6 protein-coding genes are annotated in these 19,481 nt (G+C 44.7%); 3 read left to right on the top strand and 3 right to left on the bottom strand.

Annotation, left to right across the window (positions count from 1 at the left end; genetic code table 11):
* Positions 1-47 precede the first annotated feature (47 nt).
* The 3 genes from AC2CZC_RS14005 (at position 48) to AC2CZC_RS13995 (ending at position 1,985) form a co-directional block, all read left to right on the top strand.
* On the top strand, positions 48-521 hold the full coding sequence (locus AC2CZC_RS14005; RefSeq protein ID WP_063362409.1) for a hypothetical protein: 474 nt from the start codon (positions 48-50) through the stop codon (positions 519-521).
* A 222-nt stretch (positions 522-743) separates the two neighbouring features.
* Entirely contained in the window at positions 744-1,241 is a 498-nt protein-coding gene (locus AC2CZC_RS14000; protein ID WP_484582246.1) for a hypothetical protein, read from the top strand.
* Positions 1,242-1,832: 591 nt separating this feature from the next.
* The gene (locus AC2CZC_RS13995; protein ID WP_484582245.1) at positions 1,833-1,985 is read left to right on the top strand and encodes a hypothetical protein; all 153 of its coding nucleotides are present in this window, start codon (positions 1,833-1,835) and stop codon (positions 1,983-1,985) included.
* A 662-nt stretch (positions 1,986-2,647) separates the two neighbouring features.
* Here AC2CZC_RS13995 and AC2CZC_RS13990 read toward each other — a convergent pair.
* Genes AC2CZC_RS13990 through AC2CZC_RS13980 form a run of 3 tightly spaced genes read right to left on the bottom strand, consistent with a single transcriptional unit; the run spans position 2,648 to position 19,474 of the window.
* Positions 2,648-3,160 carry a DUF2141 domain-containing protein gene (locus tag AC2CZC_RS13990; RefSeq protein WP_484582244.1) on the bottom strand — a complete coding sequence of 171 codons (513 nt, stop codon included), beginning with the start codon at positions 3,158-3,160 and terminating at the stop codon, positions 2,648-2,650.
* 12 nt (positions 3,161-3,172) lie between these two features.
* Positions 3,173-10,441, bottom strand: coding sequence for an amino acid adenylation domain-containing protein (locus tag AC2CZC_RS13985; RefSeq protein ID WP_484582243.1), 7,269 nt, complete (start codon positions 10,439-10,441; stop codon positions 3,173-3,175).
* 3 nt (positions 10,442-10,444) lie between these two features.
* Complete coding sequence (locus tag AC2CZC_RS13980; RefSeq protein ID WP_484582242.1) at positions 10,445-19,474, bottom strand: amino acid adenylation domain-containing protein; 9,030 nt, start codon at positions 19,472-19,474, stop codon at positions 10,445-10,447.
* Between the last annotated feature and the right edge of the window lie 7 nt (positions 19,475-19,481).

Genomic DNA, 19,481 nt, shown 5'->3' with positions numbered 1-19,481 from the left:
TTTTATTGGAATTCACTTTGAACTGAATTTTTTAATCTGGAAAGCGCATGTCTGACAATAATCAAAAACTTCAAAAGCCTGTAACATCATCAAAAACACAAACAAGTGCACTCTCTACAGAAGATGCGCTCAAGAGCATACACGACGTAAATAGGTTATCGGAAACTGCTGCGGGGGTTGCTTTGGCCAATTACATCGAGACAGGCGACCCTAAGTTCATCAGTGCACTAGGCGCTTTAAATAACCAAACCAAACCGAACATGTCTAACAACCCCACTAATGTTCAAAGCACTGTCACGTCATCCGAAAAGCAGGCAGGCGCACTCTCTATGGAAGATGCACTTAGTAACATACATGACATGAATAGGCTATTAGAAACAGCTGCGGGGGTTGCTTTGGCCAATTACATCGAGACCGGTGACCCACTATTTTTGGATGCATTAAATAATTTAAATAATCAATCTGAACAAAGCCGCAGTGAATTTAGCAAGCTGTATAATAACGTCAAGTCTTCCAAATAAGGCCGTTATAGGCCACCCATGGAGCCTAAGGGTATAAACACTGATTAATCAAAATGAGTCTCCACTCGACTTTTACTTAAAATCTTTTTAGCATCGGAACTGCTAACATAATTAAAATAACAGCCCAGTAAATTAAAAAGGATCTTGCTCTCTAAATAGTTAAATTCTCGGATTAACCAATCATTATTTATCTATTTTCAATCATAATAAGGAATTTTATATATGAAAAAATTAATCGCACTCCTACTTGCAACAGGCTTGCAAAGCACAACGTATGCAAGTGTAGAAACAAATATCGATTACTTAGAAATGAAAACGAGTAGCCATATTAAAAAGCTCCTCATCGCAGAAAACATTGGTCGAGGCAATGTAGAGTTGACTATCGAGCCAATGAGATTAGGCGCAAGTGACGGAAAAGGGATTGAGATCACGGACTCTGCTGGAAGAAGTATTTTCTTTTCGATTGACGATGGGTACTCAGCCATTATTTGGGATAATGCAGTTGTTGCATCGACAAACTCATTCCCAGTGTATGTTGGCGGCAAGTATCGATTCTTCTTAAGTGTCACTGACGATGCCATTAAAGTGAATAGAGTCACTGAAAACGGCATGGCTTCGATGTTTGAGTATAATAAAGTACTTACACCACCACTAGATTATAAATTGGTGACACAAAGATCTGGGGCCAGATTTCATAACGTACTCATAACGACATACTAAAAGCCATAGATTTACGCTGCAAACACGCCTTTTAAAAGTTGGAGTGTTTGCAAATAGCATTTCCTTTAATGAATCCATGCTCATATTGGCAATCGATGACAGAACTTTGCATATGCATATTAATAAAATTTAAAAGCCTCACTGACTTTAAAAGAGCAAGAATATTAATCAAAGAAAAATAATACCGCGCTTACAATTCAGAAAAAGTAATAAAAAAAAATAGACATTCATATCTTTTTGCTACTTTCGATCACTCTCAGAAACCTAATGCATTTTCCACAAATGAGTAGGCGGTTAGCTAAAAAAGCCGACTTTTTAACTGTTAATACTTACAGGGTAAAACGACAAATAAGGTATCAAAGCTTTTTATATCATTACATCAAGGGAAAAACTGAAAACGGATTATCATTATGATCATTAAGGTTTATTTTCAATTTGTAGTACTTAATAGAACGTTTATATGTTGAATCCTGAGTAAAATACTTGCTAATCGAAGGCCAGTTATCTCCCTTGAACTTCATTTCATTTATCGCTATAAATAATTCGTCAATATTTATAAATTGGCAATTTTAAAATAATAAAGGAATAAAGATGAAAGCTATGAAACTTCAAAAAACAGTTCTTAAAAATTTCAATAACAACAATGTATTAAACCCAAAAATGACAAAAGAAATAGTTGGGGCAGGAGGTGGTCACTCAGGTAATGGTGATGTAACCCGTAACTGCACTGTTAAATGGCGTTAATTTTTCTCTAAAGCCAGTTTAAGCGCTCCACTCATTCAGTGGAGCATATTGTCATCAACTTCAAATTTAGGCCTAGCTAATCACTCTCATCAAAAAACATTCGAGAGTCTCTCTCCTAGCCCAAATTAAAACTCGAAGCTCGCATATAAGAAAAAATCGCAACGTTTGTGACAATGTCATTCATCATCGAAATCACAAAGCCAAGATAGCCTATGTATAATCCCAACAGCGCATACAATCAACTAAACCCGTCGTCCTGAACTCGATTCATGCTCCATATCACTATTAGCCAACACATAGATCCCGAGGCAAGCTCGGGATTACGAGGGTGAGATTGATAAGAGTTTATTCCAGTGAAGATAGCCTGTGCATCATCCCAACAACGCACACAATCAACTAAACCCGTCGTCCTGAACTCGATTCAGGATCCATATCACTATTGGCCAACACATAGATCCCGAGGCAAGCTCGGGATTACGAGGGTGAGATTGATAAGAGTTTATTCCAGTGAAGATAGCCTATGCATCACCCCAACAACGCACACAATCAGCTAAACCCGTCGTCCTGAACTCGATTCAGGATCTATTTCACTTAGAGCAAATACAAAAATCCCGGGACGAGCCCGGGAGCAATATGTTCAGGTAAATATCAATTACCAATATTTAACCACCAAAGGTTTTTGTCAAATGCGTTGCTAGGTTTATTTGAATTGGCTGCGGCTGGTTTGCAATATCAACCAACGCATCTTCAAAATCCCCTTTAGATAACGCACTGTATGCGTCATTTGACAAACCATAAGGCTCACTTGGCATGCCAATAAATGGGAATACCATGCGATCAAGCGTGCCATCACCGTCTTTGTCATGCACGACACTGATGGCGTATTTACCTGCAGGAATACCTTCTAGCACCACTTCTGTTGCCGGAATGCTTGGCGTCACCACCATACGGTGAAAGTACCTGATACTCGATGCGCTGTAATTATCATCGCTGTAGTAAGAGTCCGCGTTGTCATGCAAATACACTAACAACTGCCCTTCAGTACTTGCCACCTGATTCACCACGATACGGACCTCAGTCGGTGCACCTTTTACTTCATTCACGCTCATATTAGAGGTAGACGAGCAAGCCGCTAACACCGTAAGCGCCAATGACGATAACAATACCTTTTTCATATAAAATACCTTTTAACCTTTATTGCCAAAACCAAACTCATGTTCCAATACGGCCTTGATTTCAGCGTGACTTTGCAAGATATCACCATGATTTCGCTGTTTAAGTAAAGTACAATCTACTTTACCACCGATAAATGCTTCCACATTGTTATCAGCAATAACATCCAGCGTTTGTGACCATTCACGTGTCAGCGCATCCGACACCTGCGCCTCATATTGACCTGCTTTAAATAAATGCACCTGAGCCGTTTTCAGAGGTTGGCTCAGCGGACATAAATCCAACCGCCCTTCTACTTTACGTGCTTTTATCATCGCCTCAATACTGCTTGTCTCGTGGCCAAGCTCGCGCATGCGTGTGACAAACAATTGCTCATTTTCAGACTCAAACTCTTGCGTCAGCGTTTTGAGCTTTCCTGACTTGATAATAGTGTCTAAAAGCAGCACTTTTATGTCAGCGCTGTGGTTTCTTTCAAATAAACCTGCCATTTCTAGTGCGATATTGCCACCGAGTGACCAGCCTAAAAGACAAACTTTATCCGCTTCAATGTGAGCGCACACCTCATCGTAATACACCTTAGCAAGCATATCTAACTGACTAATTTTTTCGTCATTAATGAGGTTATAGTTATCAACGCCTAAGCAATTAAATAACCCGCTTAACTCTGCTGCAAGCTCTTGATAAACCTCGCAGCCGCCGCTGCCAGCATGAACCATCACCAGGGTTGGTAAGCCATCGTTAAAGTCATTTAAACGTTTCACTAATTGCCCATCACGTGCTTGATTACGTACCAAACTTGCCAGGCCTCGTACGGTAGGAGATTTAAACAAATCAGCCACAGAGAGCTTACAGTTAATGGTTTGATTTATCACCTGTGTCAGTTTAATCGCCGCAATTGAAGTTCCACCGAGCTTGAAGTAGTCATCGCTGATCCCAATTTGCGAGTGGCCTAGTGCAGATTGCCATAACTCACATAACTTAAGTTCAAGGGCATCGCGTGGCGCTACATATTCATCACTTTTAATAAAATTAGGTTCTGGCAAAGACTTTACATCCAGCTTGCCGTTGACATTGAGAGGGATTTTATCAAGTAACGTCATCGCTGAAGGCACCATAAAGTCGGGCAGCGCAGTCTGCAAATACCCCATGATCTGCTCTGCTTTATCAGCATCGGTATCGTCGCTCACAACATACGCTGCGAGATACTTTTCAGTCCCGTTTTGCTTTGCAATTACCGCTGCTTGCTTCACCCCTGCAATACTACAAATGGCGCTTTCAATTTCACCCAATTCAATCCTAAAGCCGCGTATCTTCACTTGTTTATCGTTTCGACCAACGTACTCTATATTGCCATCAGCTTGCCACTTTACAATGTCTCCAGTGCGATACATGCGAGGTTCGATATGGCTGTTTATTGAAATGTCTACAAATGGGTTTGTAACAAATTTCTCTGCCGTGAGATCTGGACGGTTTAAATACCCTCTAGCAAGCCCTTCACCACCAATGTAAAGCTCACCCGGTGTACCCACAGGAACTGGCTCCCCCATAGGATCTAATACATATAAAGTTTTGCCTGTTAAGGCGTGACCAATAGGCGCATTGGTTCGACTATCATCAAGATGGCAAACAGAGGCAAACACTGTGGTTTCTGTCGGGCCATATACATGACTTAACTTCACCTGCGGTGTACTTTGCTTAAAGGCATTCACCACATTTAAATTAACCTGCTCGCCGCCAAACAAAATGTGCTTAAGCGGACTATTATTAAGCTGTCCACTGGTTGCCAGTGCATTAAATAATGCGGTGGTCATAAAGCTCGCATCGATTTTATGTGTTTCAACATACTGAGCAAATAACTCGGGTGAGAGTCGCGTGTATTTATCCACTAAATGCACACACAAGCCATTGAGCAAACTGAACATGGCATCAAAAATAAATCCATCAAATGCATAAGACGACATACTGGCAATACGGCGCACCTTAGTCGCATCCAAGTAATTGTTGCCCAGAGCAAAAGAATTTACCGCATGGTGTTCAATCTCAACCCCTTTAGGTTGCCCCGTGGTTCCTGAGGTATAAATGACATACGCCAAGCTCGTTAAATCCGTATCCACGTCCAAATTCTCGATGCTTTCACCACCGACATGTTCGGCAACTAAGACACTCGGCCCAGAGTCGGTATTAAAAATACCTGATAACTCAGCATGATAGTCCGCTTGAGTGAGTACCAAAGAGACATTTGCATCGCGGGCAATAAAGCGTGTGCGCTCATCGGGGTTATCCATCGACAGCGGGACATAAGCAGCGCCTGCTTTGAGCACCGCTAAAATGGCCACCACCATATCGATATTTTGTGGGTAATAGAGCGCAATTAAAGTATCCGGTTTAATCGTGGTCTTTTGGTCTATTTCATAGGCCTGACGGATAAATCGAGCAAGCTTATTGGCTTTTTGATTAAGTTGCTGGTATGTCAGTTGCTCATCGCCACACACCACAGCAATGTCACTGCTACGCCTGTTGGCTACACGCTCAAAAATACGATGAATAGAAAGTGAACTTGGTGTATGCACGGGCTTTTGATTAAATTGTGCTAATACTTGTGTCCGCTCAGCGTCACTCAGTACATTAATGTGATGCAACGCGTCAGCAGGCGCCGCCAGCATGCTTTTAAGTATTCGAACATAACGCTGTGCAAATGCATCGATGGTCGCTTGCTCAAATAAACTGGTCGCGTAGTTAAACTGCAAACTAAGCTGCTCTGTGCTGTCATCAACGACTAAGGTCAAATCATATTTAGCACTCTTGCTACTGAGCTTATCGCTTAGCACTGGCTTTAACTGCAAATCACCCTGCACGATTTGCTCGGCATTCATGCTCTGCACACTGAACATCACCTGAAAAATAGGATGGCGCGAGCTGTCTCTTTCTAACGCCAACAGCTCCACTATTTGCTCAAATGGTAAATCCTGATGCACTTTCGCTTGGGTAACCAGCTGATGCGTGTGCTGAATAAACTCACTCGCACTCCTGTTTTTATCAACTTGGCTACGCAGCGCCAACGAGTTGACAAAAAATCCGATAAGCGCCTGTACTTGGCTATAATGGCGGTTATCCGAAGGCGTACCAACCACAATATCTTGCTGCCCAGATACACTCGCCAATGTGACATACAACGCGCTCAGCATCACAGTGTACACACTGGTTTGGTGTGCTTTAGCACTGTCCACAACCTGTTTGGACAGCGTTTTATCTAGAACTAATTCAAGATTCTCACCTGCGTAGCTCACTTGGCTTGGTCTTGCCTTGTCATAAGGTAACTCCAATGTTTCAAACCCTTGCAGCGTGCCTTTCCAATAGCTTTGCAACTTGCTCAGTGTCTCACCTTGTAGATAATCTCTTTGCCATTTTGCATAGTCTGCATAACGGATACTCAGCTCTGGCAGCTGAGCTGCTTTGCCATTCAACGCTGCTAGATACGCTTTCGTTAGCTCTTCAGTAAATACAAATGTCGACCATCCATCAAATGCGATGTGGTGCCACACAAAGAGCAAATACTGGATAGTTGCACGACTAATGTGATATACCCGCATTGGGCTATCTTGCGATAGCTCAAATGGTTTTGAGGCCAGTTCACTAACCAGTGTCTCAAGGGCTACTTCATCCGCCACCGAGTGCTGTACAATAGCAATATTAGTCGGTAATGCGTGCTGACTTAACAAGCCATTGTCTTGGGTATTAAATACCGAATTTAATACCTCATGGCGTGCCACAACTTGATTAAGTGCTTTTTGAAATGCATCCAGGTTTAGCGACTCACCAACTTCAAACAAGGCTGGAATATGATACGCGCTACTGCCTTTTTCATAACTGTCGATAAAGAGTAATCGTTCCTGTGCGAACGACAGCGGTAAAGATTCCGCGTCACTGCGAGGGATCACAATGGCCTGTGATGCATCAATGACGTTAGCCAGTTTGGCCACGGTATTATGGGTAAACAGCATTTCGAGTGGAATATCACGCTTGAGTGCTTTGCGGCTGGCAGCAGATAAACGAATCGCCGTAATTGAATTCCCTCCTAACTCGTAGAAGTTATCATCCACACCCACAGAGTCAACATTGAGTACCTGTTGCCAAAGCGCACATAAGGTCGACTCAAGCTCACTGCTTGGCGCTTTGTAACTCTGTTTAACGCTTTGATTAGGAATAGGCAATGCCTTTTCATCCAACTTACCATTGCCTGTTAAAGGGAACACCTCTAATTGTGTAAAGCTGGCTGGCACCATGTATTTTGGTAATGTTGACGCTAAATATGCGTTAATGCTTTCCTCACAGACAGTGCTATCGGCACTGGCAATCCAATAAGCATGTAACGCACCATCTGCATGGCCTTTATCCGCAATAACAGCTGCACTTTGAACACCCTCAACGTCACATATGGCGTGCTCTATCTCACCAAGTTCAATTCGATAACCGCGAATTTTAACTTGGTTGTCGTTACGCCCAAGGTATTCAATTTCACCATTGTCGAGCCAACGTACTACATCACCCGTTTTGTAAATCCGCTGAATGTACACATCATCACTACTTGCAAATGGATTTTGAATAAAGCGCGATTGCGTCAAATCGTCACGGTTTAAGTAGCCTCTGGCCACACCAGCCCCGCCGATATATAACTCTCCAATTGCACCCACTGGCACAGGTTTAAGTGCCGATGACAAAACATACAACGCCACATTGGGATAAGCATGCCCGATGCCGTTGACCACTTGGCTTGGGTCAACGCGCTTGTTCATGGCGCCTACTGTCGCCTCTGTTGGACCATATTCATCAATCAATGTCTCAGTAACCATTGAGAGCTTATCAATCACTGGCTTCGTCAGTGCTTCACCGCCGACCATTAAGCTGCGCAAGGTTATCTCACTGTCAGCCAATAAGAGGTTGGCAAGGCTTGGCGTGGTTTTTACAAAACGTACTTGATTGTCTGTCAAATGTGTCTGATATGCTGACACATTGGCAATATCATCCTGATAGACACACACCGTTCCACCTGCCATGAGTGGGCATAAGGTGGTTGTCACGGTCAAATCAAAGCAATAGTTGGTCGAAAAATCACATACCTCTAAGGCATCTGATAAAGTGCTTTGCACACCAAAAAAGTAATTAAGTACTTGCGCTTGCTCTACCATCACGCCCTTTGGCTTGCCTGTGGTGCCCGAAGTATAAATGACATACGCAATGTTGTTCATGCGACTGCGACGCTCCGCAAAATCTTGTGAATTATCCAACACCAACATGGGTTTATCACAGCTGATGAAACCAACATCGGTGCCTGTCAGCCAAGTATCCAGTCGATGGGCATACTGAGATTGCGTCAGAACCAAGCGCGTGTCTGTGTCCGCCAGAATAAACTGCACTCTATCCTCTGGTGCATCTGGGGAGATTGGGACATATCCCGCTCCTAACTTCAATACCGCCAACATGGCCACCAGAGTGTCAGCACTTGGACTCAAATACAGCCCAATCAAGGTATCGGCTTGTACCGATTCACCTTGCTGAGCTAGGCGTTGCACAATGGTGTTTGCTAAATGCTCTGCTCGCTCATTTAATTGGTGATAACTTAAAGTAGTTTTCCCGGCTTTGACAGCCACCTTGTCTGGCATTGCTTGTGCGTGCTGGGCAATCATGCCGGCAATGTCAGTTTCAAACTCAAAGTGTGCTTGTTGGCAGTGCCACTGCTGCGTGATTGCCTCACACTCCGCAGATGTCAACAACCCTAATTGCTGATGCGGTTGCTCTGGCGCTTCCACCAGCTGCTCAAGTAGCACGTTAAGCTGCGATACCAGCTTGCTCGCTTTGTCTGCATCTAGCCAATTTGCACTGTAGTTAATGGCTATATCGAGTGTATCCCCTTGCTCTGTCGCAACAAGGGACAGCGGATAATCAATTTTCTCAACCACCTTTTTGAGCTGCCACTTACGTGTATCACCTTGATGATTGATCGGGTAATTCTCAAAGGTAAACAAGGTATGGAATAACCGTTCACCTTGCGGCTGTAACTCAGCCAGTGCAACACTGCTGGCGCTGTTGAGTGACGCAATCGACAGCTGAATCTCTGCCATGATTTGCGCACAAGACGCATCTTCTGGCCAAAACACTTGCAGTGGTAAGGTGTTGATAAACAAACCGACACTGTTATCAATGCCTTCTACTGGCAAGTTACGCCCCGAAACAACAGTTCCCACGGTAGTTTGCTCATCGCCCGCATAAACCTGGATAAGTTTGTGCCAACAAAATTGTAATGCCACGTTGAGTGTCACCCCGGCGTTTTGGCACATGGCTTTAAGCGCATGAAACTCAGCACCCGTTATCATCAATTGTTGCGTATCAGGTTCTGTGACCTGCATCGGCTTGGTCAAATCAAGGGGCGCACTCAACATTCCTGAGATGTCATTTGCCCCTTCAAATTGCTGTTTCTTGTCTTGCCAATACTGCTGTGTTTGCACTTGGTGTTGCTGATAATACTGCTGCGTTGCTAAGTAGGCCGTTTCCACCTCAACCGTCGGCACAATGCCGCCGAGTAACTGCTCATAATACTCATGAACGCTGCGCAGTAACAAAGGCGCACTCCAGCCATCGCTGATGCTGTGATGCTCCGTTTTTAGTAAGGTGTATAAGTCATCTGCTTGCTTGATAAGTGAAATGCGGATCAAGCCCGGCTTTGACAAGTCAAACCCTTTAGCGCGCTCCGTTTGCTGCAACGCATCTATCTTTGCAGCGCGCTCTATTTCACCTAATGCGCTAATATCTTCATAATAAAAGCTAGTGCTATCAATACTCGCTTTGGGTGAGACAATTTGTAACAGGGCTTCATCCCAGTTAAAAAAAGTGCGCAGCGCGGGGAATCTTAAAGAGGTTAACTCCCAGGCCTTTTGGTACAGAGGCACGTTCAGCGGCTCTTGATAATCCAACATCATTTGCACACGATACGCATCATCGTCTGGCTGGTTCAAATGGTGATAAATAAACCCTTGTTGTAAGCTGTTTGCCAGGCTTACCGACTCAATACCACGCGAAGGCGCAGTTTGACTCTGGATATAACGTTTAAACGCTTTCGCCGAGTCAATGCTTTGCTCACTTAAAAATGCAATTAACTCTGGCTTATTGGCTTTGATTTTATTCACCAGCTGCGGATCCGGAGACGCATTACCAAAAGCCAGTTTTAACTTACCTTGCTCTGCCCAAATAGACAGGTTATGTGCACTGATTTCCTTGATAAGTAACATTGCTTAAATCTCCATGATGTTGTCGTCGCAGGTATCGTCTTGCTCATCCAAATCAGCTTCTTCGAGTACGCTGTTTAAGTGCGCAAGATGCTCTACGGATAAGTCATTGGCAATAAAGTCACTGGGGGTGGCGACTGCGCCCTGCTCAGCAATATGTGCAGTATGTTCAATCACATGTTGTAAATTGGTCGCAAAGTAGCGTTCAAAATCAGCACTGAGCTGCTGGCCTAGACGCGACTGAATTGAAAACATCAGTTGGTCAGAGTCAATCATACCGTTAATGTTAAGCATCAATGCCATCTCATTTTGCTCGCCAATTAACTGCCCACAAGACTCTTGGACAATCTGCCAACTCTCTACACCCGAAGCACGACTATTAAATTGACCTAAGTAGTTGAAGCTAATCAGTGGCAGCTTTTGAGTAATTTGGCCTGCTTGGAAAAAGGCCCCATAGCCCACCCCTTTGTTCGGCACGGCGCGCAACATCTCCTTGATTTGCACCACCGCTGTTGAAAGGTCGTCATAGGCTGTAAGCTTCACTGGATATAAGCTGGTAAACCAACCTAGGGTTTGCGATACATCTAAGTGCTCATCAATGTCTTCTCGACCATGACCTTCTAACGTGATCACATGCTCTGTACCAGATAATACTTGCGGCAAAGTTAAGCTTAACGCAGCTAACAATAAGTCATTGATTTCCGTGTTGTAACCTTCGTTTGATTGCCTCAGAAGCATTTGTGTATGTTCAACCGACAAAGATAATGAATGCTCACTGACAGATTCAGTAACATTGAGTGCATTGCTATGTTCAACCACAGATTGCCAGTAATTCAGCTCACTGCTGTGATCTGTTGGATAGGTTTGCATGCTCTTAACCCACTGGCGATAACTGCTGGTTTTTGCCGCCAATGTTTTACCGATAAGCAAGGTTTGCATGTCTTGTGACAACACCCGCCACGACACGCCATCAATGATTAAATGATGGAAAATAAAGCAAACCCGCGCAACACCATCGCCATAACCTTGCAGATGCACCAGCTTAAATAGCGGCCCATCTTTAAGATCAAAACTTTGCTGCCATTGGCTCAACTGCGCTCCAATTTGCCTATCAGAGAGCCCTGTCACATCTAATTGAGCAACGTTACACCAAGTAGCTAAATCTAACTCGTTAAGAGATAAATAAGTTTGACGATAAGTATCACCTTGCGGCGCAAAGCGGACGCGCATCATATCGTGGTGCTCAACCAAAGCCTGACATGCCTGCTCAATTTGCGACGTGGTTAGCGCTTCAGGTACCGTCAGCATAAATGACTGGTTCCAATGATTAGGTTGCGACAGACCTAAGTCAAAGAACCAAGACTGTACAGGCAGTAAATCAAACTCACCTGTTAGTACTCCTTGCTCTGTCTGTACTGTCTGGGCTTGCGGCAATTGCTCAAGCTTTTTCGCCAATTGCGCCACAGTCGGTGATTCATAGATGTCTTTCACTTTGAGCGTATAACCCAATAAACGCAGCTGCGACATCAATTGAATACTAATGATTGAGTCACCACCGATACGGAAGAAGTGCTCATCAACCCCGACTTTTTCAAGGCCAAGTAACGCCTGCCAAATATCACACAGCTGGCTCTCAAGTTCAGTGGTCGGTGCCACATAATCGCTTTGTGCATCAAATACAGGATCTGGTAAGGCTTTGCGATCGACTTTGTTGTTTACAGTCAGCGGAACTTGCTCAATGGCCATAATGGCGCTGGGTACCATGTACTCTGGCAATTGCTCAGCTAAATACGTGCGCAGCACGTCATGGTTAAGTGCAGTTTCGCCTTGTGATACCACATACGCAATCAGTTGCTGTGTGCCTTGCAGCAATCGCGGGATCACAACTGCTTGCTTCACATCTTGATGTGCAATGAGAATGTTTTCAATTTCTCCAAGCTCGATTCTAAAGCCTCGGATCTTAACCTGCTCATCATTTCGACCAATGTACTCTAACTGACCATCAGCAAGTCGGCGCACCAAGTCACCGCTGCGGTACAAGCGGGATTCATGAGAAGCAGGCAATTGCGCAGCAAATGGATTGTCAATAAAGCGCTCACGGGTCAGCTCTTCTCGGTTTAAATAGCCGCGAGCAAGACCAGCGCCACCGACATACAATTCACCCACAACTCCAACTGGCACGAGGTTTTGGTTGGCATCAAGTACATACGCTGACATGTCACTCAATGGTCGACCAATCAGTGATTGGTGCTGATTGTTATCCGGTGAGAGTTCCTGATATGTCACATGCACGGTGGTTTCTGTGATGCCGTACATATTGATTAACTTAGTGTGCGTATCACCATAAGCCTGCCACCAAGGCGCAAGACGCGCCATATTAAGTTTGTCTCCACCAAAAATAACATAGCGCAGCGCTGGTAGCTGGGCATTTTGCGACACCGCGGTATCGGTAAATGAATAGAAAGCACTCGGCGTTTGGTTTAATACCGTGACGCCTTGGTTTTGACACAAAGCAATGAACTCGCGCGGGTCACGGGTGCAGGCTTTGTCAGGGATCACAAGACAACCTCCGTGTAATAGCGCGCCCCAAATTTCCCACACACTAAAGTCAAAGGTACAAGCATGGTACATCACCCACACATCTTGCTCGGTGAACTGATACGCTTGCTCACAAGAATCAAACAGTCGTACCACGTTGTGATGGGGTTGCATCACACCTTTGGGCTGTCCTGTGGTGCCTGATGTGTAAATCACGTATGCCAAATCATCTGCCGTAGTATTCACCACAGACAAGTCAATATCCACTTCTTCCTGACTGAGTTCATCATAACTAAGTACTTGCACAGATGTATCTAAACCATCGAGTACTTCTGAAAGGTTCGCCTCTAATCCTGCTTCACAGAGCAATATGGGCGTTTGTGTGTCGCTCAAAATAAACTGGCTACGTGATTTTGGATACTCTGGTGTCAAAGGTACATAGGTGGCCCCAAGCTTTAATATCGCCATCATGCTCACTAACAACTCAAGGCTGGGCGCAAAATAAAGACCAATGTAAACCGGCGTTTGGCTTGTGGCAGAGGCAATACTCGGATCTCGCGCTAAAATTGCCTTAGCCAGCGCCGTCGACTGAGCATCTAACGCTTGATAGCTAAGCGCTTTGTCTTGGAACTTAAGCGCTGTGTTATTTGGGTACTTTTGCACTTGTTCGGCAAAAATCTCACTCAAGCTGCCACGCTCAGGGAGTGGCGCAACTTGCGGCTGAATTTGCACCAGCAACTCATGGCTTTGTTGCTTTGACAGCAAGCTAATTTGACTGTGTGGCTGGTCAACTTCAGTAGCGATGGCGTTAACGATAATTTGCAGCTGCGCGATTAATTGCTCAGCTTGAGACGATTCAATTTGACGTGCACAATAATTTAAAGAAAACTCAACCTGCTCCGGTGTGGCAGTGACAATAACGGTGATCGGGTAATCACTTTTCTCACGTGTCTCACGATACAGCATTGCCTGCTCTACGCGCTCAGCATCACTTTCTTGCACTTCTGGAATTGGATAATTCTCAAACACAAATAAAGTATGGAATAACGCATCCCCTTGGCTTTGCACACGAGATAGCTCTGCACCACTGTGGGTATTAATATCGGCGATTTCCAGCTGAATTTGCGACATCATCTGTGTGATCGTTGCATCCGTTTGCCAATTTACCGCCAGAGGTAAGGTATTGATAAACAGACCTACACTTGAATGAATATCCGCAACAGGCATATCTCGACCAGATACTGTGGTCCCAACGATTGTTTGCTGATCTTGGCAATAGCTTTGCAGTAACTTGTGCCAAGCAAATTGCATGGCAGCATTGAGCGTCACACCTGCATGCTTACACACTTGATTTAACGCACTAAACTCATCACCTGCAATCACAAACTGACTGCGTGCAGGTTCAGTGATGACGCGCTCATTGGCTAAATCAAATGACTGGCTCAGCAGATAATTAACATCATTGGCATGCTCAAATTCCAGCATTTTTTGCTGCCAAAATTCATCCGTTTTGTCTTTGTTTTCATACAGGTATACTTGCGCGGCTTGATAAGCATGGTCATGTTGGATAACGGGCTGTTCACCGGCCTTGAGTTGGTTGTAAAAACTGTTGACGGTCTCCAGTAGATTGCCGACACTCCAGCCATCGCCAATGCTGTGATGTTCCGTTTTTAGGACGCTATAATGGGTGTCGCTGTGCTTGAACACCACCACTCTAAAGAGCCCAGGCGCAGCCAAATCAAACGCTGTGAGCCTATCTTGAGTGAGTAGCTCATTCATTTTTTGCGCGCTTTCACCATCAGGCAAAGTAGTGAGATCTACCACTTTGAAATGCGCGTCATTGAGCACCAGCTTTTGGCTGATCACTTGCAGCATCTGCGCTTGCCAATCAAATGCCATACGCAGCGCTGGGTGTTTATCAGTCGCTAGCTGCCAAGCTGCTCGATACAGTTCAAGGTCTAGCTGAGTATGATAGTCCACCAGCAATTGTACTCGGTATGCATCATCATCTGGCTGATTTAAGGCATGATAAATAAAACCTTGTTGCAAACTGTTGGCAGGATATAAAGCCTCTATAGGAGCCTGTGACTGGAGGTTTTGCAGCAGCTCAAAACTAATCTTCGCCTGCGGGAAGTCACTTGGCGTGCTCACCCCGCCAGATTGCATCGCCGTCACACCTTGAGCAATCACCTGCTCAAGTGCACGCTCAAAGGCACGGACAAATTGCGCACCTTGCGCTGGCGCAAGTCTGGATTCAACCTCAATGCTCAACGCATCCTGTTTAATTAATCCCAACACGTTGAGCATTAAGTCGCTGTCATTGTCAGCGCTAACCGCTGCGCCAACAGGCTCCCCGGTAATTTGCCAATCAGCAGGCTCAGCCGTTTTATACTGCCCAAGGTAGTTAAAGCATACTTTTGGCAGCGGCGCAGGTAACTTTTCAGGGTCAAATTGATACAGCGCACCAAAACCAATGCCCTTATCTGGAATAGCACGCAGCATGTCTTTGTTTGCAGCAATGGTTTGCTCTACAGATTGCGCACATTCGAGCTTAACTGGGTATAGGCTGGTAAACCACCCCACTGTTTGGTTCACTTCGAGTGCATCATCAATGGCTTCTCGGCCATGGCCTTCGAGCATAATATGATGAGACTTAGACCCAAATACAGTTTCCATGGCAATGGAAAGCGCACTAAGTAACAACTCTTGCGTTTGCGTGTTATACCCTTGAGCTGCTTGCTGTAACAAAACCTCTGTTTGCTCAACCGATAAAGACAAGGATAATTGCTGCATTGCATGTAAAGGCTGTGGACTTGGCTGTCCTGCTAACACCTCAGACCAATAAGCCGCTTGCGTTTGATTACGCGCTGCGTATTGCGCCAGTCCATCCACCCACTGACGATAACTGGTTTGCTTTGCCAACAGGCTTTGTCCAGCAATAAGTTGCTCAAGGTCGTTAAGTAAAATGCCCCAAGAGACGGTATCTATGATCAAGTGATGGAAAATAAAACACAGTCTATCGCGGCCATCGCTATGCCCTTTTAGCCTGACCACACGCCATGTTGGGCCTGCAAAAATATCCAAGCTGGCTTGTAAAGTGCTCAAGGTGTCACTGACTTGGGCTTCATCCAACAAAGAGATATCTAGCTCAGTTAATTCAAACAGCACTTCTTCACAATAGCGGTTTTTCCGCTCAACGATGCTTCGGCTGCGCAACATATCATGCTGATAGCTCAGTGTAGTTAGCGCCTCATATAGGTCATCATGAGATAAGTCATTCGGACAATAGGCGCTAAATGCTTGGTTGAAGTGGTGCGCATTGGCAAAATTTTGTGCAAAGAACCAATTTTGCGTTGGGTGCAGGTCAAAATCACCTAACAAAACCCCTTGCTCTGAGAGTACTTCCACTTTCGCGACATCATCATTATCGGTAATAAATTCAGCCAACTCCGCCACACTTGGCGCGACAAAAATATCTTTCACCTTAAGGGAGTAGCCCGCGCGTCTCAGGGCTGATACCAAACTGATACTGACGATTGAGTCGCCACCGATTTGGAAAAAGTTATCGTTTATGCCCACTTTTTCAAGACCCAGTACACCTTGCCAGATGTCACAGAGTTCTGTCTCTAATTCATTGCGTGGTGCTTGGTATTCAGTGCTGGCACTAAACTCAGGCTCTGGTAATGCTTTTCTGTCTAACTTGCCATTGAGAGTTAACGGCAATGCATCAATCACCACAAAAGCAGCTGGCACCATGTACTCTGGTAACTGCTTTGCCACAAACTGTCTCACATAGTCTAAATCAATCGACGCATTAAGCTCTCCAACTAAATAAGCAACCAGCGCTTTTTGTTGATTGTGTTCTTTATCAATCACCGCAACATGTTTTATTTCTGGGCGCTTTAATAAGCAGTGTTCAATTTCGCCCATTTCGATACGGTAGCCACGTACTTTTACCTGAAAATCTTTACGGCCTTTGAATTCAATATAGCCTTTCTCATTCCAACATCCGTTGTCGCCAGTACGATATAGTCGGCCAAGTTTAGGGTGTTCAAAATATGCAAGATTAGTGCGCTCTGGGTCATTAAAATATCCCTGAGCTACCCCAATACCACCGATGTGAATTTCACCTAAAATACCAGCAGGACAATGATTGCCATATTGATCCAGCACCCACATAGCTTGGTTCGGCATTGCCAAACCATAAGGAATGCTCTGCCAATCCGGCTCAACTGTTTTTATTTCATGCCAAATTGACCAGATACTGCCTTCAGTAGCACCACCCAAACTCATCACTGTGGCATGAGGTGTCATAGCGCTTAGCTGCGTAGGTAGGCGCAGTGGGATCCAATCTCCACTCATCATGTAAACACGCAAACTATCCACATTGCGTGCTTGCAATGCTTGCTCATTTGCGAGCAGTTGCGCAAGCTGTGGGACTGTATTCCAAATTGTCACTTGGTGCGCTTCGACAATGTCTAACCAATGATCTGTGTCCTGCACTTTGTCTTGCTCAGGCAGCACAATCGCGGCTCCCACAGCCAAGGCACCAAATACATCGTATACAGATAAATCAAAACTCAAATCCGAAATACCAAAAATACGGTCTTCTGGCATAACCTCGAAACGCGCATTAACAGCAAAAATGGTATTCATGGCACTTTCGTGGGTGATCACCACCCCTTTTGGCTGGCCAGTACTGCCCGATGTGAAGATCACATACGCAATCTCATGCGCCAGAGGCAAGGCTAAGCTTTCTCGCCATAGGCTATCTGCCTTTGCACTGTTTGCGGCGGCCTCTTCAACTAAAGTGAATTGGAATTCGCTCAACCATGGTTCATTTTGAATACGCTCAAATAACGCATTCGAAATTAATACCTGCTGCACGCCACCTGCCAATAAAACCTGATGAATACGAGAATTTGGCCAAGCCACGTTGATTGGTAAATAAGCACACCCTGCGGTATTAATGGCCAGCAGTCCAGCGACTTGATATTCACTTTTTTCGCACATGACAGCGACCAATTCACCGCGCTTAGCAGCTTTAGATGCTACTTGGTAGGCAATGCCATAGCGGTATTCACTCAAGGTATGATAATCAATTTGACGGCTTGCCGTGATCACAGAGACGCGTTCAGGGTACTGTGCTACTTGTAAGTCAAAGCCATCAATTAAATTATGCTCTGGGTATTTTGCAGGGAAGTCATTCCACTGATGTTCAATCAAATGTGTTTGTGCTTCAGTCAGGGTGCTGATACAGCCACATATTTGATGAACATCATCTTGCGCCAAATGCGTAATAAACCGTTTTTGTATTTCACCAATTTCTTGTAAAGCCAGGGTATTAAATTGCGCGTCTGCTGCAACAATTTTACGCAGCAACTGTGAACCTGTTTCGAATAACGTAAAGTCTAATTCAAACTGTGCCACAACCGGCGTTAACAGCACGCCTTCCACTGTGACCGCATTATCTTCACCTAACATGATCTGCTGTTCAGGTAAGCCTGCAAGCACTTGCATCAAGCCCGGAATAATATGAGATGTTTTTAGTTGTGCAAGATAGTTACACACCACATTGATGTTCTTGCTGCTCAAGCCTGATGGAGCTTTATTCAAAAGTAGTGCAGTCAGCTGCTCATTGATGGTCTGTAATAATTCAATCAGTGACTTTTGATGAACCGCCGTGATAGACAACGCTTCTAAATCAACATAATGGCCTAACAAGTAACGATTTTTTCGCGTTCTTCTGGCGATCGGTATACCTATGGTGACGTCTTCATCGTTAGTTAAACGGCTCACCGTTAAAATGGTGCTTGCAAGAATAACGCAGTAAGGGCTGATACCGTGCTCAGCAGCCACTTGCTTGATTGGCTCAATGCACTCGGAGGTATTGTCCAATAGTACAGCCACCTCATCACTGCTATCCGCGCTGTGTGGCTTTTTCATGATGAAGTCTACTGGGCTCACTTGCACATCGGCAAAGTCTTGATCTTTGGCAGCGTAATATTCAATATCTGGTGTGAGTGTTGAGCTGTCATCCTCACTCGATAAGAGTCTCAGTAAATCATTCACTAAAATTTGTAAAGACCACTGATCACACACTATGTGATGGCCTTTGATCAACACAATCACCTCAGAGTCTGTCAGTGCTTGATAGAAAAATTCAAAGTTATGCACGCTGGTATCAATGAATTGCGCATTGTATTGATCGCATAGTTCGGAAGCTTTCAAAGCGGTGTCCGCCATCGCTTGCCACTGCACTGTGCCCGATTTGAAAATGAGTTCAGGCGTATCCGCTGTCAGCTCCACTTTACTGTGGATCACTGGGTGACGTTGCTGTAATTGAACAAGCGCATTTTGTAGCTGTTCAAAACAATCGTCCATGGTAATTTTAAGTGCACTAGAGACATTAAAAACAGGGCTAGTTGGTGCAATTTCTTGCCCTTGCCAAACTTGTAGTTGGCGCTGAGACAGTGATTGAGAATGTTCGTTACGCATTGGGTTT

This window comes from Pseudoalteromonas sp. MMG033 (assembly GCF_057197785.1).
Note: the sequence above shows the minus strand (reverse complement) of the source record. Positions and strands in the feature narration are given on the sequence as shown.

What these genes read in the sequence shown, in the direction of transcription:
- AC2CZC_RS14005 (WP_063362409.1), top strand. Translation starts at nt 48, where the DNA reads ATGTCTGACAATAATCAAAAACTTCAAAAGCCTGTAACATCATCAAAA.
- AC2CZC_RS14000 (WP_484582246.1), top strand. Translation starts at nt 744, where the DNA reads ATGAAAAAATTAATCGCACTCCTACTTGCAACAGGCTTGCAAAGCACA.
- AC2CZC_RS13995 (WP_484582245.1), top strand. Translation starts at nt 1,833, where the DNA reads ATGAAAGCTATGAAACTTCAAAAAACAGTTCTTAAAAATTTCAATAAC.
- AC2CZC_RS13990 (WP_484582244.1), bottom strand. Translation starts at nt 3,160, where the DNA reads ATGAAAAAGGTATTGTTATCGTCATTGGCGCTTACGGTGTTAGCGGCT.
- AC2CZC_RS13985 (WP_484582243.1), bottom strand. Translation starts at nt 10,441, where the DNA reads ATGTTACTTATCAAGGAAATCAGTGCACATAACCTGTCTATTTGGGCA.
- AC2CZC_RS13980 (WP_484582242.1), bottom strand. Translation starts at nt 19,474, where the DNA reads ATGCGTAACGAACATTCTCAATCACTGTCTCAGCGCCAACTACAAGTT.